22 protein-coding genes and 2 pseudogenes are annotated in these 22,387 nt (G+C 68.9%); 16 read left to right on the forward strand and 8 right to left on the reverse strand.

The window, feature by feature from the left end:
* Positions 1 to 1,010 (reverse strand): annotated as a pseudogene (locus ACFWAY_RS29530) (transposase); the annotation flags it as partial.
* Positions 1,011 to 1,302: 292 nt separating this feature from the next.
* Here ACFWAY_RS29530 and ACFWAY_RS29535 point away from each other — a divergent pair.
* The 4 genes from ACFWAY_RS29535 to ACFWAY_RS29550 all read left to right on the forward strand — a co-directional run bounded on the left by ACFWAY_RS29535 (position 1,303) and on the right by ACFWAY_RS29550 (position 3,823).
* Positions 1,303 to 2,184 (forward strand): transposase, encoded by an 882-nt coding sequence (locus ACFWAY_RS29535; protein ID WP_378513060.1) that lies wholly within the window; start codon positions 1,303 to 1,305, stop codon positions 2,182 to 2,184.
* Complete coding sequence (locus ACFWAY_RS29540; RefSeq protein ID WP_378513061.1) at positions 2,177 to 2,569, forward strand: hypothetical protein; 393 nt, start codon at positions 2,177 to 2,179, stop codon at positions 2,567 to 2,569. The genes ACFWAY_RS29535 and ACFWAY_RS29540 overlap by 8 nt, the downstream gene beginning before the upstream one ends.
* Positions 2,570 to 3,161: 592 nt before the next feature.
* A complete protein-coding gene (locus tag ACFWAY_RS29545; RefSeq protein WP_378513062.1) occupies positions 3,162 to 3,602 on the forward strand; it encodes a hypothetical protein in 441 nt (146 codons plus the stop codon).
* Positions 3,599 to 3,823, forward strand: a complete 225-nt coding sequence (locus ACFWAY_RS29550) for a hypothetical protein (RefSeq protein ID WP_378513063.1) — start codon at positions 3,599 to 3,601, stop codon at positions 3,821 to 3,823. Before ACFWAY_RS29545 ends, ACFWAY_RS29550 begins: the two co-directional genes overlap by 4 nt.
* Positions 3,824 to 3,832: 9 nt before the next feature.
* Here ACFWAY_RS29550 and ACFWAY_RS29555 read toward each other — a convergent pair whose 3' ends face one another.
* Positions 3,833 to 4,669: a dienelactone hydrolase family protein gene (locus ACFWAY_RS29555; protein ID WP_037245016.1), complete on the reverse strand. Its 837-nt coding sequence runs from the start codon at positions 4,667 to 4,669 to the stop codon at positions 3,833 to 3,835.
* Between the two features lie 97 nt (positions 4,670 to 4,766).
* Between ACFWAY_RS29555 and glmS the strand changes: the two genes are divergently transcribed.
* The gene (glmS, locus tag ACFWAY_RS29560; RefSeq protein WP_378451982.1) at positions 4,767 to 6,629 is read left to right on the forward strand and encodes a glutamine--fructose-6-phosphate transaminase (isomerizing); all 1,863 of its coding nucleotides are present in this window, start codon (positions 4,767 to 4,769) and stop codon (positions 6,627 to 6,629) included.
* A 33-nt stretch (positions 6,630 to 6,662) separates the two neighbouring features.
* Here the strand turns inward: glmS and ACFWAY_RS29565 are convergent, their stop codons facing one another.
* A complete protein-coding gene (locus ACFWAY_RS29565; protein ID WP_378451983.1) occupies positions 6,663 to 7,037 on the reverse strand; it encodes a cupredoxin domain-containing protein in 375 nt (124 codons plus the stop codon).
* 52 nt (positions 7,038 to 7,089) lie between these two features.
* Here ACFWAY_RS29565 and ACFWAY_RS29570 point away from each other — a divergent pair, with 52 nt between their 5' ends.
* From ACFWAY_RS29570 to tsaD, 7 genes are read left to right on the forward strand one after another with little or no spacing between them, the layout of a single operon-like run.
* Positions 7,090 to 8,568: an NAD(P)H-hydrate dehydratase gene (locus ACFWAY_RS29570; RefSeq protein WP_378513064.1), complete on the forward strand. Its 1,479-nt coding sequence runs from the start codon at positions 7,090 to 7,092 to the stop codon at positions 8,566 to 8,568.
* 20 nt (positions 8,569 to 8,588) lie between these two features.
* Complete coding sequence (gene alr / locus ACFWAY_RS29575) at positions 8,589 to 9,794, forward strand: alanine racemase (RefSeq protein WP_378513065.1); 1,206 nt, start codon at positions 8,589 to 8,591, stop codon at positions 9,792 to 9,794.
* 3 nt (positions 9,795 to 9,797) lie between these two features.
* Positions 9,798 to 10,862, forward strand: a complete 1,065-nt coding sequence (locus ACFWAY_RS29580; RefSeq protein ID WP_378451986.1) for an alpha/beta fold hydrolase — start codon at positions 9,798 to 9,800, stop codon at positions 10,860 to 10,862.
* Positions 10,852 to 11,340, forward strand: a complete 489-nt coding sequence (gene tsaE, locus ACFWAY_RS29585; RefSeq protein ID WP_378513066.1) for a tRNA (adenosine(37)-N6)-threonylcarbamoyltransferase complex ATPase subunit type 1 TsaE — start codon at positions 10,852 to 10,854, stop codon at positions 11,338 to 11,340. The genes ACFWAY_RS29580 and tsaE overlap by 11 nt, the downstream gene beginning before the upstream one ends.
* 50 nt (positions 11,341 to 11,390) lie before the next feature.
* Positions 11,391 to 12,050 carry a tRNA (adenosine(37)-N6)-threonylcarbamoyltransferase complex dimerization subunit type 1 TsaB gene (tsaB, locus tag ACFWAY_RS29590; RefSeq protein ID WP_378451988.1) on the forward strand — a complete coding sequence of 220 codons (660 nt, stop codon included), beginning with the start codon at positions 11,391 to 11,393 and terminating at the stop codon, positions 12,048 to 12,050.
* Positions 12,047 to 12,526 (forward strand): ribosomal protein S18-alanine N-acetyltransferase, encoded by a 480-nt coding sequence (gene rimI, locus ACFWAY_RS29595; RefSeq protein ID WP_378513067.1) that lies wholly within the window; start codon positions 12,047 to 12,049, stop codon positions 12,524 to 12,526. Before tsaB ends, rimI begins: the two co-directional genes overlap by 4 nt.
* On the forward strand, positions 12,523 to 13,560 hold the full coding sequence (tsaD, locus tag ACFWAY_RS29600; RefSeq protein WP_378513068.1) for a tRNA (adenosine(37)-N6)-threonylcarbamoyltransferase complex transferase subunit TsaD: 1,038 nt from the start codon (positions 12,523 to 12,525) through the stop codon (positions 13,558 to 13,560). Before rimI ends, tsaD begins: the two co-directional genes overlap by 4 nt.
* On the opposite strand, the gene ACFWAY_RS29605 is transcribed toward tsaD, so the two are convergent.
* Positions 13,553 to 15,175 (reverse strand): Hsp70 family protein, encoded by a 1,623-nt coding sequence (locus ACFWAY_RS29605; protein ID WP_378513069.1) that lies wholly within the window; start codon positions 15,173 to 15,175, stop codon positions 13,553 to 13,555. The two genes, tsaD and ACFWAY_RS29605, sit on opposite strands and share 8 nt — an antisense overlap.
* A gap of 205 nt (positions 15,176 to 15,380) precedes the next feature.
* Between ACFWAY_RS29605 and ACFWAY_RS29610 the strand changes: the two genes are divergently transcribed.
* On the forward strand, positions 15,381 to 15,917 hold the full coding sequence (locus ACFWAY_RS29610; RefSeq protein WP_378451992.1) for a potassium channel family protein: 537 nt from the start codon (positions 15,381 to 15,383) through the stop codon (positions 15,915 to 15,917).
* Here the strand turns inward: ACFWAY_RS29610 and ACFWAY_RS29615 are convergent.
* Complete coding sequence (locus tag ACFWAY_RS29615) at positions 15,914 to 17,632, reverse strand: TIGR03767 family metallophosphoesterase (RefSeq protein ID WP_378513070.1); 1,719 nt, start codon at positions 17,630 to 17,632, stop codon at positions 15,914 to 15,916. The genes ACFWAY_RS29610 and ACFWAY_RS29615 overlap by 4 nt on opposite strands.
* Before the next feature lie 230 nt (positions 17,633 to 17,862).
* On the opposite strand from ACFWAY_RS29615, the gene groES reads away from it, so the two are divergent.
* Both groES and groL read left to right on the forward strand, forming a co-directional pair.
* Positions 17,863 to 18,162, forward strand: coding sequence for a co-chaperone GroES (gene groES / locus ACFWAY_RS29620; RefSeq protein WP_003940763.1), 300 nt, complete (start codon positions 17,863 to 17,865; stop codon positions 18,160 to 18,162).
* A 92-nt stretch (positions 18,163 to 18,254) separates the two neighbouring features.
* Complete coding sequence (gene groL, locus ACFWAY_RS29625; protein WP_378451994.1) at positions 18,255 to 19,868, forward strand: chaperonin GroEL; 1,614 nt, start codon at positions 18,255 to 18,257, stop codon at positions 19,866 to 19,868.
* Positions 19,869 to 19,963: 95 nt separating this feature from the next.
* On the opposite strand, the gene ACFWAY_RS29630 is transcribed toward groL, so the two are convergent.
* The 3 genes from ACFWAY_RS29630 to ACFWAY_RS29640 all read right to left on the reverse strand — a co-directional run bounded on the left by ACFWAY_RS29630 (position 19,964) and on the right by ACFWAY_RS29640 (position 21,776).
* Complete coding sequence (locus ACFWAY_RS29630; RefSeq protein WP_378513071.1) at positions 19,964 to 20,683, reverse strand: anti-sigma factor domain-containing protein; 720 nt, start codon at positions 20,681 to 20,683, stop codon at positions 19,964 to 19,966.
* A 1-nt stretch (position 20,684) separates the two neighbouring features.
* On the reverse strand, positions 20,685 to 21,317 hold the full coding sequence (locus tag ACFWAY_RS29635) for a sigma-70 family RNA polymerase sigma factor (protein ID WP_378452077.1): 633 nt from the start codon (positions 21,315 to 21,317) through the stop codon (positions 20,685 to 20,687).
* 165 nt (positions 21,318 to 21,482) lie between these two features.
* A complete protein-coding gene (locus ACFWAY_RS29640; RefSeq protein ID WP_005239766.1) occupies positions 21,483 to 21,776 on the reverse strand; it encodes a WhiB family transcriptional regulator in 294 nt (97 codons plus the stop codon).
* Between the two features lie 247 nt (positions 21,777 to 22,023).
* Between ACFWAY_RS29640 and ACFWAY_RS29645 the strand changes: the two are divergent.
* Positions 22,024 to 22,272, forward strand: a pseudogene (locus ACFWAY_RS29645) (MerR family transcriptional regulator); the annotation flags it as partial.
* Positions 22,273 to 22,387: the final 115 nt, after the last annotated feature.

Here is a 22,387-nt window from a genome sequence, read left to right on the forward strand (position 1 = left end):
GTCCAGCCCCGGTAATCCGACAACAGCCCCTCAGGGCTGTCGGCGGTGATGGCGGCGGCACCGAGCGTGGACGGAGACCAATCCACCCCCACCGCGACGGTCGCCGATTCCGGGTCGGCTGCGGGGACGAGTTCGGTCGCCGCGCACCGCCACAACAGGCCCCGGCGGTCGAGGACCAGGGTCGGCAGGTGCCAGTCGGTGACCGTTCTGTCGTGCAGGTGCGCGGGGATGGCGGCGGTCAGCCGGACCCGCCGCCACTGCGCCCGCCCCGCCGGGGTTTCGCTGGTGGGCAGCTTCACCGTCAACACCAGCTCCCGTCCTGTCACGGTGATCCGTGCGAGCTGCCGGTCGGCGGCCGACAGCTGGGCCATCGCGCTCGTCTGCGGCGGTTCCTGCAGGTCGGTGATCCGCAACCGGCCGGCCGGTGCCGCGCCACCGCGGCGGGCGCATGCGACGAGTTGACGTTGCACGCCCCGCGCAAAGCCCGACGGCACAGAGTCGCCCGACCCGGTCGGCGGTGCCACAGCCCCGGTGGCCGGGTCGAATCGGGCCGACAGTGCCGCGATCGCGGTATCCCGGTAGGCCAGGGTCCGCAGGGTTGCCGTCACCTGCGCGGTCACCACCCGCGTGACCCGCGACGGCACGTAGACCCCGTCCGGATAGATGGGGTTCCAGCCGAGGCGGGCCGCGGCGACATGGCCTTGTGCGGGCAGCCTGCGGTCCTGGCGGTCACGACCGGCGGCGAGCACGTCGAACGTCGCCGGCTGCCACAGTCGTGACACCAACTCGCCACCGGCCGCGGCGACCAGATCGAGGAGCCACCCCACCCGGATATCGACATCGTCGAGGCCGATCGGCTCACCGGTCGCGTCATCGACCGCCACGTGGGCGCGGGTGGTGAACGCGAACTGCCGCGGCGTCGTGGCGACCCCGTCGTTGATTCTGTGTCGACCACAGCGCCCAGAGAACGGGCCGGACAACGATGCCGACACCGCCCTGACGTCATCCATCAACCCTCCGACTAGCAATGTGGCACCCCCTCTCGTACGGCCTCGACTGTAACGCCGACCTCCGACATTTAGCCTGTGTGGGGAGTCCGCAGGCGGGCCGAACGTCCGACCGGGACACCTGGTGATCCCTGGCATTTTGAGTGGTTGCCTGCGGGCTCGGTGTCTGGTGGAGCGGTGTCCTGGTGAACAGGATGTGGACCGACAGGAGCAATGACGATGGCATTGACGTTGGGGATCGACGTGGCCGTCCGGGCGGAGCATCAGGCGACGCTGGCCCGTGATGTGCCACGGTATGGCGTGGCCGAAAGTTCTGCACACGGCCGGCCGATCTGGAACGGATGTGGACCTGCCCGATCCGGCCGAGCTGACTGTGGTGGTCGAGCCGACCCGGAACGCGTGGATCGTGCTGGCGGAGTGGTTCCGTCGCCACGGTGCACGCGTGGTGATGGTCCCGACCACCCAGTCGGCCGACCTGCGTAGGTACTACTCCAAGCACACCAAGAACGACCGGATCGACTCCGAATTGCTCGCCCGGCTGCCCTTGCTACACCCCGAAGGCCTGCGCGAGTACTCCGGGCAGGGGCCCGCCGACTCGCTGCGACGACTGGTCAAGCAGCGCTCCACGATGGTCAAGCGCCGGGTCGCGGTCTATGCCCGGCTCGATGCGTTGGTCGAGTTGCTCGGGCCGGCGTGGTCGGCGGTGCTCGGGTCCAACTACGGCATCGCGGCGCTCAGGTTCCTGGCCCGCGATGCCGATCCGCATGCCGTGATCCGGCTGGGCCGAGCGCGGCTGACCAGGTCCCGCGGTGCGTGGCGCGACGATCACGCCGCCGGGCTCGTCACCGCGGCCCGCGAGACCCTCGCCCACGAAGCCGAACAGGCACTGTTCCTGACCCGTCGGATCAAGCAGATCGACGAGCGAGTCGCGAACCTCTACGCCGACGCCGACCCGGACGGCATCGTTGCCTCCGCTCCCGGCGTAGGGGCGGTGATCAGCGCGGGACGGATCGGCGACCCGCACCGGTTCACGTCGCTGGCCGCGATCCGCGCGTACACCGGTCTGGTTCCCAAGGTCAGCCAGTCCGGCGTGAGCAAGGTCGAGTCCTCGATCACCAAGGCCGGGGCAGATGCGACTTCGGCGATCGCCGAGGTCATGGCGCCCGCTGTTGCGTGAGATGTTGTGCACCGCCGCCGACCAGGCCCGCAGGGTCGATCCCCAGTTCGCGGCGAAGTACCAGCGGTTGATGGTCGGCGACCGGCACCACGAGTCCGCGATCTGTCATCTGGCCACCGATCTGGTCACCCGGATCGCCGCCTGCATACGCACCGGCCGGCCGCACGCCTTGCGGGACGTCGACGGCACGCCGATCACCGAGGCCGAGGGCCGCGCGATCGTCAAGGCGCGCTACAAGCTGAACCCACGGCGGCGCGACAACGTCCGACACAAGCGGATGTGTGAGCGCCGACAAGCATGCGGCGGGCCAGGAGTCCCAGCAGTCGCGATGCGCTCCAACAGCCCAGCCCACCAAGACCCGCCTACGAGCCGCCAGGTGACTTGACCTCCGTTAGGAACTCAAACTCCCCGACGATCTCCGTCAGCTGAAAACCCGGCCAACCGGTCTCGCCACAGCACCCCGCACCCCCGTGCATTGGCCCTCGGCCGCGCCGTCGAGCATCCGGCCCAACCCCGCCCGCTGCCCCCGCCGATTCGAGCCGCGATCCACGCATACCCCCAATACACCTCACCAGCAGGGCTCTCCCGCAACACCTTTTCCCGATCGGCCATCGACGCCCCGTTGTCATGTCGGGCCCCACACCCGGCAATACACTGCCTCCATCCTCTCCGGCGTCGCTCCCGCACACTCCACTCCGGGCCTGCCCAGACAGGAGCCGAGGTCCGCGCGGTCAAAGATTCGGTGACCCGAACCGGTCCGCCGAGAAGGCCACCGACCCTCCCACGCCGCCCTGCACACCCCAACCACCGACATCCCCAGCATTCCGCCGCCTCACCAATTCACACCGGCAGACAATGTCAGAACCTATTAATTAGTGTTAGATACACCCGCAACAGTTGAAAGCCTCGAACTGAACCTCGACGGAAAGTCGTGGACGCTCGCCGTCGATGCCGACGGTCAGTAAATTCATCTCGAGATGAGCGACGGACAGGGCGGGACGGCCAGGTTCGGAGTCGAGATCGGCCCGGACGGTCTGCCGCAGATTACGACCGAAACCGCTGCGGGCGAAGGAGACTCCGGCGATGTCGACTGCGCACCCGCCTCGCCGACCCCGGAATCGCCGGTCAGCGGTGATGCCGAAGACGCGCCGGATGCACCACCCGAAGAAGCAGCGACGCCCGGCCGACCTGCCGCGGACGCCGTGCCGGACCACGAAAACACACCGGCCCTTGCGCCGGCCGGAGAAGCCGCAGCCATCCCGCAACCACAGGTGGTGTCAGTGCATCAGGAGCCGGTTCCCGAGAAACCTGCCGAGCCCCCACCGCTGGACGAACCGCGGTCCGCACCCGAACTGGCGACAGGTCCCGTGGCCGGATTCGACAGCGGCGCCGAGTTGGCCGAGGCCGGGCCGCTGTGAGCCACCGAGCCGCGCAGTTGCGTGCACAACGGGTGCAGATGCGAGCCGACCTCGAAATGTTCCGGGAGCGGATCGACGAGCGCAGAGCCAGAGACGAGGACGCCGCGGGAAACCGGGCCGGCCGCGGCCGGCCCGGGGCTGCAGCGGCACCGCCCGCGGCTCCGCGACCGACAACAGTCGACGACGACGAGTTCTATCGTCAGCGCAGCTGGCTGGTGTGACCGGCGACCTCAGATGTGCGGGAGCACACCCTCGAAGCCGGCGTCGGTGTGCTCCTCGTGTGGATCGACGAGCGTGGTGTGGGGGAGTTCGGCATCCGCCTTCGCGAACACCTCATATTTCTTGTCCTCGGTGAGGTGATAGAGGAGGAAGCCGGTGAGCAGCGCGCGCGTGATCTGCTGGGTCTTCCGCTCGGAACCGCCGATGCCGAGTGCACCGAGGAGGCGGCGTCCTTCGGTGAGCCCGGACTCCTTGGCGCCGTTGACGGCGCGCAGGACGTGTTCCCCGCCCCATGCCTCGGCCAGCGCCTTGGCGTTGCTGTTCATGGTGTCGATGTCGGCACCGGCGACGACGAGACCCGGCGCTGTGATCTTGGACGCATACTTCTCGGCCTTCGGCGCGGTCGGCGCCGGGAACAGGGCGGCGACCGCCGACACGTCCCGTTGCGCGGCGGCGAGCACTGCCACACCCGCACCCATCCCGTGTCCTGCGAACGCGACGCGGTCGGGCTGCACGCTGATCTGGCCGGGACCGAGGCGGACACCCACACAGATATCGAGGGTGGCCCGCAGGTCGGTGGCGAGGCCCAGGTGGGAGGGCACGGGACCGCGTTCACTGTTGGGGGCGGCCACGACGATTCCCCATGAAGCCAGATGCTCGAGCGTCTTCCGGTAGTGGTCGGCACCTGCCATCCAGCTGTGCGCGAACGCGACGGCGGGCAGGTTGAAGCCTGATTCGGGCGTGTATACGACGCCCGGCTGTCCGGCGAGTGCGAGGTCACCCCGCAGCACGCGGTGCGGTCCTCGCTTGGACAGTTCACGGGCCAGGGTCTTCGGTTTCGGCGCCACGGGGAGAACGTTATCCGATTCGCGGTCCGGCGAGAGAGCCGATGCGGCCCACACTCCGACTTCGCCGCGTCGCCAGGTCCAAGTACCCTGATTAACCATGTGCGGAATCGTGGGATACGTCGGCCACCGGCAGGCTCTGACTGTTGTGGTGGAGGCCTTGCGGCGAATGGAGTACCGCGGATACGACTCTGCCGGTATCGCCGTGCTCGACGGACGCGGCGGCATGGCGGTCGAGCGGAAGGCGGGTCGTCTCGCGAATCTCGAGGCCGAACTCGACGAGGTCGGGGCCGAGCACTTCACCGGGAACACCGGGATCGGTCACACGCGGTGGGCCACGCACGGCAGGCCGACCGACCGTAATGCGCACCCGCACCGTGATGCGGGCAACACGGTTGCGGTCGTGCACAACGGCATCATCGAGAACTTCGCTCCGCTGCGGGCCGAACTCGAGCACGACGGAATCGACTTCGCCAGCGACACCGACACCGAGGTCGCGGTGCACCTCGTCGCGCGGGCGTACGCCTCGGGCGAGACGGCCGGTGACTTCGTCGCGAGCGCGCTGAGTGTGCTGCGCAGGCTCGAGGGCGCGTTCACGCTCGTCTTCACGCACTCGGATCACCCCGACACCATCGTCGCGGCGCGTCGCTCGACGCCCCTCGTCATCGGTGTCGGCGAGGGAGAGACGTTCCTCGGGTCCGATGTCGCGGCGTTCATCGAGCACACCCGTGACGCGGTGGAGCTGGGGCAGGACCAGGTCGTGGTGATCACGGCGGACGGGTACTCGATTCTGAACTTCGACGGATCCGAGGCGCAGGGCCGCCCGTTCCGCATCGACTGGGATCTCGCTGCCGCCGAGAAGGGCGGCCACGACTACTTCATGCTCAAGGAGATCGAAGAGCAGCCGGCCGCGGTCGCGGATACCCTCCTGGGGCATTTCGCGGACGGGAAGATCGTTCTCGACGAGCAGCGACTGTCGGATCAGGAGCTGCGCGACGTCGACAAGGTGTTCGTCGTCGCGTGCGGCAGCGCCTACCACTCGGGGCTGCTCGCGAAGTACGCCATCGAGCACTGGACCCGGCTGCCCGTCGAGGTCGAGCTCGCCAGCGAGTTCCGCTACCGCGACCCGGTCCTGGACCGGTCGACGCTGGTCGTGGCCATTTCGCAGTCCGGTGAGACGGCAGACACCCTCGAGGCCGTGCGCCACGCCAAGGACCAGAAGGCGCGGGTGCTGGCGGTGTGCAACACGAACGGCGCCCAGATTCCGCGCGAGGCCGACGCCGTCCTCTACACCCGGGCAGGTCCGGAGATCGGTGTCGCGTCGACCAAGGCGTTCCTCGCGCAGGTCACGGCGAACTACCTGGTCGGCCTGGCCCTCGCCCAGGCCCGCGGCACCAAGTACCCGGACGAGGTCGCACGCGAGTACGCCGATCTCGAGGCCATGCCCGATCTGGTGAGCCGGGTCCTCGAGACGGTCGAGCCGGTGCGGGCACTGGCGCGGGAGCTGGCGTCGTCGTCGACGGTGCTGTTCCTGGGCCGCCACGTGGGCTACCCGGTGGCGCTCGAGGGTGCGCTCAAGCTCAAGGAGCTGGCGTACATGCACGCCGAGGGCTTCGCGGCCGGCGAGCTCAAGCACGGGCCGATCGCGTTGATCGAGGACGGGCTGCCGGTGATCATCGTGATGCCGTCGCCGAAGGGGCGCGCGGTGCTGCACTCGAAGCTGCTGAGCAACATCCGGGAGATCCAGGCCCGCGGTGCGCGGACCGTCGTGATCGCGGAGGAGGGCGACGAGGCCGTGCGTCCGTTCGCCGACCACCTGATCGAGATCCCGGCGGCGCCGACGCTGCTGCAGCCGCTGCTGTCGACGGTGCCGTTGCAGGTGTTCGCTGCGGAGGTCGCGCAGACCCGGGGCTACGACGTCGACAAGCCGCGGAACCTCGCCAAGTCCGTCACCGTCGAATAGCAGCGACCGTAGGGGGGTGGAAGGGCCGCGCACCTACGGCGTGACGACGACGGTGCCCGTCATCTCGGGGTGCAGCGAACACGTGTATTCGTAGGTCCCCGGTTCGGTGAATGTGTGCGTGAACGTGCCGGTCTGCATCAACCGGCTCCGCAGCACACTCTTCGCGGTGCCGACGCCCACCACGTCGTGGGTGACACCCCGGTCGTCGAAATTCCAGGTGACGGTGTCTCCGGCCTTGACGGTGAGCGTCGCGGGCGCGTACGCCATGTTCGCGACCTGCACGACGGGTCCGGTCGGGGCCTCGGGTGCCGCGGTGTCCGGCGAACTGCACCCGGACACGACGCCCGCCATCGAAATGCTTGCGGCGAGAGCCACTCCGGCGATCCACGAGCTTCCACGTCCACGCATGACGTCGAGCGTAGTCTGGCCCGGTACCGACCCTTCTCGACGAGGAGTTCCCATGCGGGGCTACTACACCGCTGACGAGGTTCGAGCCGCAGAGGCGCCGTTGCTGGCGTCTCTTCCCGACGGCGCACTGATGCGACGCGCAGCGCACGGACTCGCCGCGGTGGTGGCGGCGGAGCTGCGAGCGCGGACCGGGGGCGTCGCCGGTCGCATGATCACGGTGCTGGTGGGGTCGGGGGACAACGGCGGGGACGCGCTGTGGGCGGCGTCGATGCTGCGCAAGCGCGGTGTCGCGGCCACCGCGGTCCTGCTGAAACCGGAGAAGGCGCACGAGGCCGGGCTGGCGGCGTTCACCGCGGCCGGTGGCCGGGTGGCCGCGCCTTCCGAGGAGCTGGGCCTGCCCGATCTGGCGATCGACGGGATCGTAGGGATCTCCGGCAGGGGACCACTGCGACCCGATGCTGCGGCGCTGGTCGACCGGATCGAGGCGCCGATCGTGTCGGCGGACCTGCCGAGCGGTGTGGACCCGGACACGGGGGCTGTCGACGGGCCCGCCGTGCGCGCCGCCGTCACCGTGGCATTCGGTGCCCTCAAACCGGTCCACGCGCTCGGCGCGGCGCACTGCGGCCGAGTCGAGCTCGTGGACATCGGACTGTCGCTCGGGGATGCCGGGATCGCCGCCCTCGACGCCGCTGACGTGGGTGCCGCGTGGCCGGTGCCGGGAGCGGACGACGACAAGTACTCGCAGGGCGTGGTGGGGGTGGTCGCAGGCAGCGACGGCTACCCGGGCGCCGGTGTGCTGTGCACGGGCGCCGCGGTCACGGCCACGTCGGGGCTGGTGCGTTACGCCGGGCCGTGCACGAAGGAGGTGCTCGCGCACTCGCCGGAGGTGATCGCGACCGCCGATCTCGCGAAGGCGGGACGCGTCCAGTCGTGGGTGGTCGGGCCGGGTATGGGAACCGACGACGCCGCCCGTCGCACACTGCGGACGGTGCTCGACTCCGACGTGCCCGTGCTGGTCGACGCGGATGGTCTGACCCTGCTCGCCGAGGGCCCGGACCTGGTGCGTTCGCGGACCGCAGCGACACTGCTGACCCCGCACGGCGGGGAGTTCGCCCGGCTGACGGGGAAGGATCCGGGTCCGGACCGGGTGGCGTCGGCACGCGCTCTCGCTGCGGACTGGAGTATTCACCTGTTGCTCAAGGGGCGGGCCACGGTGATCGCGGAACCCGGGGGCCGGGTCTTCGTCAACGAGGCGGGCGGGTCGTGGTCCGCCACCGCGGGGGCCGGCGACGTGCTCGCCGGGATCATCGGCTCACTCATGGCCGCGGGCATCGCCCCGGCCCGGGCCGCCGCGGTGGGTGCGCGAGCACACTCGCTGGCCGCGAACTTGGCGGCCCGAGGCGGTGGCGCGGACCTCTCGGCAGGGCGCGGAACAGCGCCGATCTCCGCCGGGACGCTGCTCGCACACCTCAGGGAGTCGATCAGAGTCCTCCGTGCGGGGGTGTCACCCGAGGAAATGCCGGCCTCATAGTGAATGGCAGGATCGAACATATGACGCTTGCTGAAGCAGTACCGGCCGACGACCACGGACACAGCGAACCCGCAGCGCCCGCACAGGCGGCGCCGGCACCGCAGGCCGAAGCTGTGGTCGATCTGGATGCGATTGCGCACAACGTCCGCATCCTGCGCGACAGCGCCCGGGACGCGGCGATGATGGCCGTCGTGAAGGCGGACGGCTACAACCACGGCGCGGTACCCGTGGCACGCGCGGCGCTGGCCGCCGGAGCGTCGGAACTGGGCGTGACGACGGTGTCGGAGGCGCTGACTCTGCGCCGCGCGGGCATCGACGCACCCGTCCTCGCCTGGCTGCACACCGTCGACGCCGATTTCGCCCCCGCGATCGCGGCCGGTGTCGAACTCGGCGTCTCCTCGCCCCGCCACCTCGCCGCGGTGGTCGCTGCCGCCCGGAGCGTCGGCACCACGGCGATCGTCACGATCAAGGTCGACACCGGACTGAACCGCAACGGGGTGGCACCCGACGAGCTGGCGCAGGTCCTCGTCGATCTGGCGCGCGCGCAGGCCGAGGGCTCGGTGCGGCTGCGCGGCATCTTCTCGCATCTGGCCCACGCCGACGAGCCGCACCACGCCTGGATCGATTCCCAGCGCGATCGACTGGTCAGCGCGATCGCAGATGCCAAGCGTCAGGGACTGGTCCCCGAAGTGGTGCACCTGTCCAATTCGGCGGCCACCCTGACCCGTCCCGACCTGCGGTTTGACATGGTTCGCCCGGGAATCGCGATATATGGGTTGTCGCCCGTTCCCGAACTCGGTCAGTTCGGGTTGCGCCCGGCGATGACACTGCGATCGAGGGTGGCTCTGGTGAAGAACGTGGCGGCAGGTGAGGGCGTGTCCTACGGGCACCAGTGGGTGGCCCCACGGGATACGACGGTGGCGCTGCTGCCGTTCGGGTACGCGGACGGGCTCCCACGTTCGCTCAGCGGCCGATTCGAGGTCCAGCTGGGTTCGGAGCGACGGCCGGGGATCGGGCGTGTGTGCATGGACCAGGTGGTCGTGGATCTCGGACCGGACGGCGGCGGAGTCCGGGAGGGGGACACCGCGGTGTTCTTCGGCAACGGAGATCTCGGCGAGCCCAACGCGCAGGCGTGGGCCGACGAGCTGGACACCATTCACTACGAGGTGGTGACGGGGGTCCGCGGACGCACGGTGCGCAGTTACGTCGGCGGAACGGGCACCTAGATCATGGGGTTGTCGAAGCGGTTGGGGCTCGTCGGCGGCGTGCTGAGCGCGCTGGCGCTCGGTTCGGTTGCCGGTGTCAACGCGCTGCGCAGCGCGACCCGGCCCGGCCGCGAGATCTACGGCGACGAGGACTTCACCCTGATGTCGCAGGACCGGCGCAGCGTCGTGGTCACCGAGGACGGCGTCGCGCTCACGGTCCGCGAGGTCGGCCCGGAGGACGCGCCGGTGACGGCGGTGTTCGTGCACGGCTACTGCCTGGACATGACGTCGTGGCATTTCCAGCGCCGCCAGCTCGCCGAGCGGTGGGGCGACGACGTGCGGATGGTGTTCTACGACCAACGCGGGCACGGCGATTCGGGTGTGCCGTCCACGGCGAGCTGCACCATCGCTCAGCTGGGCGCCGATCTCGCGACCGTGATCGAGGCGAAGGCTCCCACCGGACCGGTTGTGCTCGTGGGGCATTCGATGGGCGGGATGACGGTGCTGGCCTTCGCCGGGCAGCGGCCCGAACTGGTGGCGTCACGGGTGGTCGCCGTGTGCCTGGTGGCCACGGCCGCTGCGGGTCTCAGCGAGACCGGATTGACGCGGAACCTGCAGAACCCGGTCATCGACGGCTTCCGGCTTGCCGTCCGGACCTCGCCCGAACTGGTCCAGCACGCGCGCGGCGCGGCCCGCGTCCTGATCACCCCGATTCTGCGGGCGGCGTCGTACGGCACGGACGTGAGTCCGCGGCTGCACCAGTTCTCCGACTCCATGCTGGACCGGACGTCGGTGGTGACCATCGTCAACTTTCTGCGCACACTCGAATTGCACGACGAGTCCGCGTCACTCGAGGCGATCGCGCACACCCCGTCCGTCGTGGTGTGCGGGGACAGCGACATGATCATCCCGTTCGGCAGTTCCCGGAAACTGGCAGCGGACCTTCCGGAGTCCGAACTGGTGCGGGTGCGCGGGGCCGGCCATCTGGTGCAGCTCGAGTTCCCGTCCGTGGTGTCGGACGCCGTCGACCGGGTGCTGCATCGTGGCCTGGCGACGCACGAGTCGCGTGAGCAGTCCGATGTCGGCTGAAGAGGGAGTGTTGCCCGTGAGCGGGACCATGGTGTTGCCGACGGCGCAGGACACCGAGCAGTTCGGCCGGGACCTCGCCCGGGGGCTCGTCGCCGGTGATCTCGTGGTCCTCGACGGACCCCTCGGTGCGGGGAAGACCGCACTGACGAAGGGAATCGGAGCCGGGCTCGGCGTGCAGGGGCGAGTGACTTCGCCCACATTCGTGATCGCGCGGGAGCACCGGGCGGGCACGCGACCCGACGGGGGCGCACCGGTCGGAATGGTGCACGTGGACGCGTACCGGCTGGGCGGAAGCGGCCCGCACGCGCTCGACGAGCTCGACGCGCTCGACCTCGACACCGACCTGGCTGCAGCGGTTGTCGTCGTCGAATGGGGCGAGGGCATCGCCGAGCAGCTGGCCGATCGTCACCTGCGGGTCCGCCTGCGCCGCGAACCGGAGACGGACGTCCGCACCGCCCACTGGGAGTGGATTTCCTGACGGGGTCGGGTGTCGGGAGCGGTTCTGACGTGCGAGTACCCTCAGTTACCGTGCTTGTTCTCGCCATCGACACGTCCACGCCTGCCGTGACCGCCGGAGTCGTCCGGGTTTCGGCCGATTCCGCATCGGTGGAGGCGGTGGACACCCTCGCGGTGCGCGTGACGGTCAACCCGCGCGCCCACGCGGAAGTGCTCACCCCGCACATCCTCGAGTGCCTCACCGAGTCGGGTCACGTCGCCGCGGACCTCGACGCGGTGGTGGTCGGCGCCGGACCCGGGCCGTTCACCGGACTGCGCGTGGGGATGGCCACCGCCGCCGCGTTCGCCGACGCCCTCGGTATTCCGGCCCACGGCGTGTGCAGCCTCGACGCCATCGCCGCACAGGTGGACGGTGACCGGAATCTGCTCGTCGTCACGGATGCGCGCCGGCGTGAGGTGTACTGGGCGCGATACTCGGCAGGGGTGCGGGTGGAAGGTCCCGCGGTGGTGAAGCCGCGCGAGCTCGAGCCGATGCCGTCCGAGGTGGTGGCGGGGTCGCCGTCACACGTCGACTTCTTCGATCTGCCGGTCGAGCCCGTGGAAACACCGTCGCCCGCAGGGCTGGTCGCGGTGGCCGCGGAGGCCTTGTTCAGTGATACCGCCCCGGCGGCGCTCGTACCGCTCTACCTGCGGCGTCCGGACGCGGTCGAACTGGCGGACCGGAAGAAATGACCTTCCGCATCGAACCGATGGCGGTCGCCGACGCCGAACGGTGCGCGGAGCTCGAGACACTCCTCTTCGCCGGTGACGGACCCTGGAGCGCAGGCGCATTCAGGGCGGAACTCGCCGCCCCGCACGTGCACTACACCGTGGCGCGGGACGAGACCGGTCACGTCGTCGGGTACGCCGGAATCGCCCTGCTGGGCAACGGTTCACATCCCGAATCCGAGATACACACGATCGGAACGGATCCGGCGTGTCAGCGCCGGGGGATCGGCGGGGCCCTCCTCGACGAGCTCCTCCGGGTGGCCGACACCCGGGGTGGCCCGGTGTTTCTCGAAGTGCGAACCGACAACGACGCGGCGATCGCCCTCTACCGACGTGAAGGATTCGAGATCGTGGGAACCCGTAAGAAGTACTACCAACCGAGCGGTGCGGACGCCTTCACGATGCGTCGCCCCGGATCGGGTGAGGAGCCGGTGCAATGATCGTCATGGGGATCGAAAGCTCTTGTGACGAGACCGGAGTCGGCATCGTCCGATGGAACGGTGACGGAACGTGCGAACTCCTCGCGGACGAGGTCGCATCCAGCGTCGAAGAGCATGCACGCTACGGCGGGGTGGTGCCGGAGGTCGCGTCCCGCGCGCACCTCGAGGCGATCGTCCCGACGATGCGGCGGGCCCTCGCCGTGGCCGGGATCGCCAAGCCGGACGCTCTCGCCGTCACCATCGGACCCGGTCTGGCCGGCGCCCTGCTCGTCGGTGTCGCGGCCGCGAAAGCCTATGCGGCGGCGTGGGACGTCCCGTTCTACGCGGTGAACCACCTCGGCGGTCACGTCTCGGTCGACACCCTCGAACACGGACCGATGCCGCCGTGCGTGGCGTTGCTCGTGTCCGGTGGGCACACCCACCTCCTGCACGTCGAGGACCTTGCGAAACCCATCGTCGAACTCGGCACCACCGTGGACGACGCGGCCGGCGAAGCCTTCGACAAGGTGGCCCGCCTCCTCGGCCTCGGATTCCCCGGCGGCCCCGCTCTCGACGCCGCGGCGCAGGACGGCGACCGCAACGCCATTCCCTTCCCACGCGGGATGACCGGGCCCCGCGACGCCCGGCACGACTTCTCGTTCTCCGGGCTGAAGACGGCTGTCGCACGGTACGTGGAGTCGAAGGAGCGGGCAGGGGAGGCGTGCTCGGTGCCGGATATCGCCGCGAGCTTCCAGGAGGCCGTGGCGGACGTGCTGACGATGAAGGCGGTCCGCGCAGCCCGCGACGTCGGCGTGGACACACTGGTTCTCGGTGGCGGTGCCACGGCCAACTCGCGCATCCGCGCACTCGCCGAGGAACGCTGCGTTGACGCCGGACTGACCCTGCGGGTTCCGAAACCGCGCTTGTGCACCGACAACGGAGTGATGATCGCCTCGCTCGGCGCGCATCTGATCGCCGGCGGCGCCGCGCCTTCCCTCCTGACCGTGGCCAGCGACCCCGGACTGTCGGTGGCGACCAGTCAGGTGTTCAGCTGACCGGAATCGTGACGGTCTGCGTGGCCGGGGGAGTGAGCGCCTCACCGGGCTGAGCACCACTCGGTTTCGCCGCATCGGGACTCGGAGCGACCGTGCCCGGCGCCGGGATCATCGGGAAGATCCCTTCGGGTGCCGCGGGTGCCGCGGGTGCCGCGGGTGCAGTCGGTTCCGCGGGCGCGGCGGGCGTCTCCGTGGGCGGCGGCGCCACCTCGGGAACGTCGGGTGCGGGCGCACCGGGGCTCGGTTCGTTCGGCGTGGATTCTCCCGGAACCTGCGGCCACAGCGGCGGAATCGCTGGCCATTCGATGTGCGGCCACGAGGGCTGTGACGGGTTCGCTCCGGGCAGCGTCGGACGCGGGGGAGCCGTGGGTGTCGGCACCGGGGTGGTGGTGCGCGGCGTCGTGGTCTCGTTCGTCGACTTGGGCGCCTGCTCTGGGGTCCGGTTCGTCTGCGGTTCGGACGTGGGCGGGGCAACCTGATTCGGGTAGTACTCCGACGTCGGCGTCGGATCGTAGGACGGAATCCGCGTGGCGGGAGGTTCGTCCGTCGTCGTGGTCGTGACCTGCTCGGTGGTCTGGAACATGTCGGTCCCCGCGGGGGAGACGTTGGGATCGGGCGCGGGTGCGAGTTCCTTTACGCCGTAGCCGAGAACGAGCCCTCCGACAACGAGTGCGCCGACGAGTGCCCCCGACACCTTGGCGGCCGAACCGGGGCGGTTCGACTCGGTGGCCGGGTAGTCGCGGATGGCGGAGGAGACGGCGAGCAACGCCGCACCTTTCGCGGTCGCCGTGTCGGGTTCGGGCATCACGACGACCCGTGCGGTGAACGCGTCGGCGACGGCGGCGGTGATCGCGGGAATGTTCGCGCCACCACCGACGAGGGCCAGGGCGTCCGGTTGACGCGGCGAGTCGGCGACGGTGACACGGATGAACTCCACCGCGACCCGGACGGTCGGTGCGGCGATCTCGTCGAACCTGGTGCGGCTGATCTCGATCGGGTGGATGCCCTGCAGGTCGATGTCGACGTGCGCGTTCGGCTCCGAGGACAACTGCTCCTTGGCGACGCGGCACCGCGCCGAGAGCAGGTCGCGGTCCAGGTGCCGCAGGGGATGCGGGGTGGAGAGGCTGCCGACGACGTGGTGGAAGACGAGATCGTCGATTCCGGTGCCGCTCACGTGGCTCGTGCGGTCGGCGTGCAGGACGGTGCCGTCCACCTGATCGACGACGGCGACGGACAGTCCGGACTCGCCGAAGTCGACGATCGCGACCGTGGCATGCTGGGCGACCTCGCCGGTGTGCCGCAGGTAGGTGAGGGTGGCGGCGGTCTCGGGCACGAGATGCACGCGGTGCCGCTGCCTGCTGACGGCGCTGCGGATCGAATGCGCCTGTTCCGCCGTGCGGTACGCGACGGCGAACGCGTCGGGAGTGGTGGGATCGGCGGGGACCTGAGTGGTCATCAGCGATATCGACGAGCGGACCAGGTCACCGAGGTCGGTGTGCGCCTGATCGGCCGACAGGTAACGGAACTCGACGTTCTGCGAACCGTTGGAGGCCGTCGTGACGAGGGCGGAACCCACACCGGACGCACCGGTGGACATCCCCAAGGACATACCCATCACACACCCCCTCACGTTTTCGACGCGTGACCTGCCATCTCTGTCGGAACGCCCTGTTCAGCGGGGAATCCCTGCCCGTTGAATCGGCGACTGTTATCTGAACGTTACAGAAAACAAACGGATTTCGCTCCCGACTTTCGGCTCTCGGAGACGAGGATGGCGCTCGATATCCGGTCCCACCTGCACAGTTGTCCAAAGGAATCTCATGCGACGCGCCAGCGATTTCCGCAACCTCACGAGACGTGAGCGCCGACGGCTTCTGCTGCGTGCATTTCTGCGCCCGCTGATCACCGTCGTCCTGTCCGGAGTGGTCTACTTCGCCCTGCCGTGGACCTCGTTCGGGGACGTGTCGGGCGTGTTCTTCCTGGCGGGCGGCCTGCTCGTGGTCGCGGTGGTCGCGGGCTGGCAGATCCGGCGGATCGTCCAGTCCGACATACCGGCGCTCCAGGCGATCGAGGCGCTGGCCCTGATTCTGCCGCTCTACCTGCTCGGGTTCGCGGCGGGCTATTGCCTGATGTCCGAAAGTGATCCGAGTTACTTCACCGAACCCCTCACACGGATGGGTGCGCTGTACTTCTCGCTCACCGTCTTCTCGACCGTCGGGTTCGGCGACATCGCCGCGACGACCGATCCGTCGCGAGCCGTCGTGAGTGTCCAGATCATCGGAAATCTGATCCTTCTCGGCCTCGGCATCCGGGTGATTGTCGCGGCGGTCGGCTGGGCCCGCAGGCGCCGGGTCTAACGACCCGACGCCAGCACCAGTTCGACGTTCCGGTCGGGTGTGCCGCCGAGCAGGTCGGGGTCGGCGTGAATGTCGTTGAACGACAACTCCCGGTACAGCGACGCCAACCCGAGCGGTGAGAGATCGGTGTGCTCGACGGCGTAGGGACTGTCGGCCTCGAACAGCGTCGTGAGCAGCGACACGGTTCCGTCGACGTTGTCGACCACCTCGATGATCCGCCCGTGCTGGGGGAAGTCGATGTGCGAGGCCGTGTTGATCTCCCAGAACGACTGCTCCGGAGTCGATCCGGGCCACGGGGTGATCCGGTTCTCGTGGGTGTGTCCGTTGACCCAGGCGAGGACGTTCGGGAATCGGTGCAGCAGATCCACCAGTCGCGCGCCCCGGATCCGGGGTTCCGCCGGGGTGGAGGGGTCGGGGAGGACGTTGTCCATGCTGCCGCTGGTGTGGTGACTGAACAGGACGAACCAGGTGTCGCTGCGTGCCTGCGTCACCGGGTTGCCCGCTGTGTCGAAGTACCGGCTGCTGCCCGCCGCCAGGGTGTCTTCGATCCACCGGAACTGCGCCGCGCCGAGCGAGCCGTCGACGAACCCCGCCCGGTTGGTGGAATCCATGCTGATCCCGACCACGCCGGGTGCGATCTCGAAGGAGTAGTAGCCGATCCCGGTCTCACCGGCGTCCGGTGTGAAGCCGTGACCGACCGGTCCGGGCCCGGTGTTGGCCGGGTCCAGGTGGGCGGCGATGAACTGGCGGGGCGTGAACGGCGCCCGTGCAGGGTCGGGTGTGACGACCCGCGGCGGTGTCGTGAATGCGGACAGGGCGGCGGGGATGGCGCCGGGGTCGAACTTGGTGGCGATGTCGACCGCCTTCGCCTGCTCCGGCGACCCGGGGACCTCGAACTTCAGCGAACCGGTGTACATGGCTTCGAGTGGGGGGATGCCGCTCGGGACGGTGCCTTCCACCGAGTCGTCGTGATTGCCGAAGACGCAGTACCAGGGGGTGCGCAGGCCGGGGCTCGTGACGGGAGCGATCGCCGCGCCGAGCAGACCGGGTATCTCGGGGAACCCGGCCTTCTTGTACATGTCCTGGATGGAGGACTCTGGGTTCCAGTACAGATCCGCACCCGAGTTCTGCACTCCTTCGTAGCGCTCGGGTGCGCCTGTGTTGGGGACGATGGTGCCGCCGTTGAGTGCGGTGAGGAACCAGCCGAGTTCGGCGAATTCCTTGTTGTCGGTGTTGTCGCCGGTGCTCACGACCGCGTCGAACGGGCGCTGGGTGTGCGGGCCGGACGCGAGCGCGTTGACGCGTGCGACGAGGGCGACGAGACCCTGTGCGGTGAGTGTTTCGTGCGGGCGGAACGCGGAACCGGTGAAGGGGTGCACGTATTCGAAACGCATCGGGGACTGGGCGTCGACCAGGTGGACGTCCGTGAGCTGGACGAGGGACGCGAGGGCGGTGCGCCGGTCCTCGCGCCCGCTGCGGGCCTCGGCGAGTTCGGTGCGGACGATCGTCGGCCACCCCGGTCCCGCACCCAGCCTGCGGTAGCCGGAGCTGCCGAGGGGGACGGCCACCGCTTCGAGAGTGGTGCCTGCCCCGGACGTGGGAAGAGGGGCCGCGCCCGCGTACTGCATCCCCCACGGTCGGGCCCCGAACCCCACTGCCCCGATCGCCCCGAGTCCGGCAAATGTCAGGAATTTACGCCGATTGATGTCAGACACCAGAGGAACCTTAGGTGACGACCCGTGAGACAGGCCGATATTCGGCTCGGCGTGGTCAACCACCCCCTTCTCCTTGAGCGTTGGCACTCTCACGTATAGAGTGCCAAGTGGCGCCGATCGAGCTCCGGCACCCGCGACGACGGGGCTGTGTGAAGTGCCGTAAACGGAACACTCAAACAGGAGTCCGGAGAAGTCTCCGGATCCGCATACCCCAAAGTGGAGGGCTCATCGTGGCGAGCGTCAACATCAAGCCGCTCGAGGACAAGATCCTCGTCCAGGCCAACGAGGCTGAGACGACGACTGCCTCCGGCCTGGTCATTCCCGACACGGCCAAGGAGAAGCCCCAGGAGGGCACTGTCGTCGCAGTCGGCGAAGGCCGCGTCAACGAGCAGGGCAACCGCATCCCGGTCGACGTCAAGGAGGGTGACACGGTCATCTACTCCAAGTACGGCGGAACCGAGATCAAGTACGCCGGCCAGGAGTACCTGATCCTGTCGGCACGCGACGTGCTGGCTGTCGTCTCCAAGTAAGCCATACGTGATCCGCCCCGGAGTCCCCACAGGATCCCGGGGCGGAGTGCGTTCACGCGCGTAACCCTGAGATCCAGGAGAAGACAGAACACATGTCCAAGCAGATTGAGTTCAACGAGACCGCACGCCGGTCTCTCGAGCGCGGCGTCGACAAGCTTGCCGACGCGGTCAAGGTGACCTTGGGTCCGCGTGGCCGCCACGTAGTGCTGGCGAAGGCCTTCGGCGGCCCGACCGTTACCAACGACGGCGTCAGCATCGCCCGGGAAATCGAGCTCGAGGACCCGTTCGAGAACCTCGGCGCGCAGCTCGTCAAGAGCGTCGCCACCAAGACCAACGACGTCGCAGGCGACGGCACCACCACCGCTACCGTGCTGGCTCAGGCCATCGTGCGGGGCGGTCTGAAGAACATCGCCGCGGGTGCGAACCCGATGGCGCTCGGCATCGGCATCAACGCCGCGGCCGACAAGGTCGTCGAGGCACTGCTCGCGGCCGCCAAGCCGGTCGAGGGCAAGACGTCCATCGCCCAGGTCGCGACCGTGTCCTCGCGTGACGAGGAGATCGGCGAAATGGTCGGCGAGGCGCTCACCCGCGTCGGCACCGACGGCGTCGTGACGGTCGAGGAATCCTCGACCCTGGCGACCGAGCTCGTGATCACCGAGGGTGTCCAGTTCGACAAGGGCTACCTGTCGCCGTACTTCGTCACGGACCTCGATGCACAGAAGGCTGTGTACGAGGACGCGCTCGTGCTGCTGTTCCGCGAGAAGATCACGTCCCTGCCCGACTTCCTGCCGCTGCTGGAGAAGGTTGCCGAGAGCGGCAAGCCCCTCCTCATCATCGCGGAGGACGTCGAGGGCGAGGTTCTCTCGACGCTCGTGGTCAACTCCATCCGGAAGACCATCAAGGCCGTCGCCGTCAAGGCGCCGTTCTTCGGTGACCGCCGGAAGGCGTTCCTCGACGACCTCGCCGTCGTCACCGGTGGCACGGTCATCAACTCCGACGTCGGCCTCACGCTGAAGGACGCCGGGCTGGACCTGCTCGGCAGCGCACGCCGCGTCGTGGTCAGCAAGGACGAGACCACGATCGTCGACGGCGGCGGAACCGACGACGACATCAAGGGCCGCGTCGCGCAGCTGCGCCGCGAAATCGAGAACACCGACTCCGACTGGGATCGCGAGAAGCTCGAAGAGCGTCTGGCGAAGCTGGCCGGTGGCGTCGCCGTCATCAAGGTCGGCGCAGCCACGGAGACGGACCTCAAGGAGCGCAAGTTCCGCGTCGAGGACGCCGTCAATGCCGCGAAGGCTGCCGTGGCCGAGGGCATCGTCCCCGGTGGCGGTTCCGCCCTCGTCCAGGCGAGCACCGAGCTGGCCGACAACCTCGGTCTGACCGGTGACGAGGCCACGGGCGTCAAGGTTGTGCGCGAAGCACTGCAGGCGCCGCTGTTCTGGATCGCCAGCAATGCCGGTCTCGACGGTGCCGTCGTCACCAGCAAGGTTGCCGAGCAGCCCAAGGGCCACGGTTTCAACGCCGCGACCCTGACCTACGGCGACCTGCTCGCCGACGGTGTCGTCGACCCCGTGAAGGTCACCCGCTCCGCAGTCGTCAACGCGGCCTCGGTCGCGCGGATGATCCTCACCACGGAGAGCGCCGTGGTCGAGAAGCCTGTGGAACAGGACGAGCAGCAGACCGGTCACGGGCACAGCCACTAGGCTCTGCGTCGCGACCGATCGGGCTCCGATCGTTCGAGCGAAGAAACCCCCGTGCGGATCACCGCGCGGGGGTTTCTTCTGTCGGCAGCGCCGGATCAGCTCAGTTGCAGCACCGCGAACGGTTCCGACGTCGGCTGGGGTGATCCGCCGGGCGGTTCGACGGTGACGGCCAGCTTCGACATCGACCCCACGTCGTCGAGGACGATCGTCGTGGTCGGCTGCACCTCTCCGGAAGAGATGGTCCCGGCGGGCACGGGCGCGTCCCCGGATGCCGGCATCAGCCACAGCTGGTACACGGTGTCGGCGCTGGGCGGGGCGACACCGTCCAGCACGAACACCACGGCGTCCTGCGACTTCGAGTAGGTGGCGGTCGCGGACCCGCCGGCGGCGATCGCACTCGTCGACGAGTGCACGTCGGAGGCGTCGAGAACCTGCTCCGCCACCGTCGGCGACGGACCTTCCGTGAGCTGCCGGACGATCACCGTTCCGCCGGCGAGCACCCCTACGGCTGCGGCGGCGGCGGCGGCGACCTGCCAGCGGCGCCGGCGGGAGCGGCGTTCGTTGAGCGACGACGGCCCGGACGCGGATCGACTGACCTCGTCGAGGACTCGCGTCCGCACCCGGGGCGGGGGTTCGACGGCTCCCACCGCGCTCACCACCGCGAACGCTTCGCGGATCCGCCGGACCTCGCCGGTGAACGTGGAACGGGTGTCTTCGTCGGTGGTGGCGAGATCGGTGTCGAGTTCGCGGCGCTCGCCGTCGTCGAGCGCGTCGAGTGCGTACGGGTAGGCCATGGCCACAAGGTCGTCGTTCATGTCACAGACCTCCCAGGCACCCGCGAAGACGCGTCAGTCCGTCGCGGATGCGCGTCTTCACCGTGGACAGGGCGACCCCCAGCTGGGAGGCGACCTCTCGGTAGGTGCGGCCGTCGTAGTACGCCATCGCGACAGACTCACGTTGCGTGTCCGTGAGCGAGTCGAGGCAGGCGAGGACCGATTGATGCTCGAGCCGGCGGGTCACCTCCTCGGTGACGTGGTCGAACGGCCCTGCGATGTTGGTGGTCTCGTAGAGCGCCTCGCGGTCGGTGCCTGCCTGCTCCGACCGCACGCGGTCGACCGCGCGGCGGTGCGCGAGCGTCATCAGCCAGGACAGGACGGAGCCGCGGGCCGGATCGAAATTCGACGCGGTGCGCCACGCCTGGAGGAAGACTTCCTGCGTCGTCTCCTCCGCATACCCGGGGTCGCGCAGGACCCGCAGGACCATGCCGTGGACGCGGGCGCTCGTCCGGTCGTAGAGTTCCGCGAACGCGTCGGCATCCCCGTTCGCGACGCGGGCCATGGTGTCGTAGAGTTCCGCGGATTCGGTGGTCCGGGCCCTGTGTGCCCCGACGGCGTCCGCCGAGCACACGTCTTCTGCTGGAGTGTTGCCCTCGGGGGTCGTCACCGGCACTCGTCTCGCTTCATCGAGAACCACGGTAGCGTGCACATCCACTCATCTCCTCCAGCCGGTAGGCATTCGGAGACCGCGTCGCGGTGGATGGGTGTCGAGGGATCGATGTGACGCGAGGAACCCCCGTACGGCGACGAGGGTTCCCCGGTGAGTGTGGTCGAGTGGTCAGACGGCTATCCGGCCGCGTCTGTGCCGGGCGTGCATCTCGCGTTCGGTCTCGGACATTCCGCCCCAGATTCCGTATGGCTCGGACACGCTCAGGGCGTGGTTGCGGCACTGGGCGAGGACCGGGCAGCGTCTGCACATTTCCTTGGCCCGGGTCTCCCGCTGTGCGCGCGCCCGGCCACGCTCTCCGTCGGGATGGAAGAACATCGAGGAGTCGACCCCGCGGCACAGTCCGTGCATCTGCCAATCCCAGATATCGGCGTTCGGGCCGGGCAGGTGGTTGGGTGCAGGCATGTGGACTCCTTAGCTGCAAGCTCGCCTCGGGCGACGAGCGGACCGTGGGCTCGTAGGTACGTTCAAGCCACTAATCATTCACGTCGCTAACCGTAGAGTCGGTTGTGAAATCGCGTCAATAGTTGTTCACAGTGGCGATTTACATATCCCACGAACTGAAAGTTAACCTGGAAAATATTTACTTTCCCGCGGTTCCGTGATTCCGTTTCGGGTTGAAAGACCCCCGGTCACGGGTCACGATGTCCGGGTGCCCCAGCCCGCGGAGCCTGAAACCCAGCCCCCTTCCGGATCCCCGGACGAGGGACCCACGATCTCGGTATCTGCCCTGGCCAGGAAGCTCGGGGTAGCTCCGTCGACGCTCCGCACCTGGGACCGCAGATACGGTATCGGACCCTCCGTTCACGCGCAGGGAAGTCACCGGCGGTACACGCCGCGCGACGTCGCCCGGCTCGAATGCATGCAACACGCTCTGGACGGGGGTGCAAACTCCGCGGAGGCCGCGAGATATGCGATTAACGCAATGGCTACATATTCGTCAGAAAGCGGCCGCCGACCGGATGTGAAAAATCTGGGTGACAACTCGGTGAACGGGTCGAAAACAGACCCGTCGA

The sequence above is a fragment of the Rhodococcus sp. NPDC059968 genome, assembly GCF_042738615.1.
Taxonomy (GTDB): domain Bacteria; phylum Actinomycetota; class Actinomycetes; order Mycobacteriales; family Mycobacteriaceae; genus Rhodococcus_F.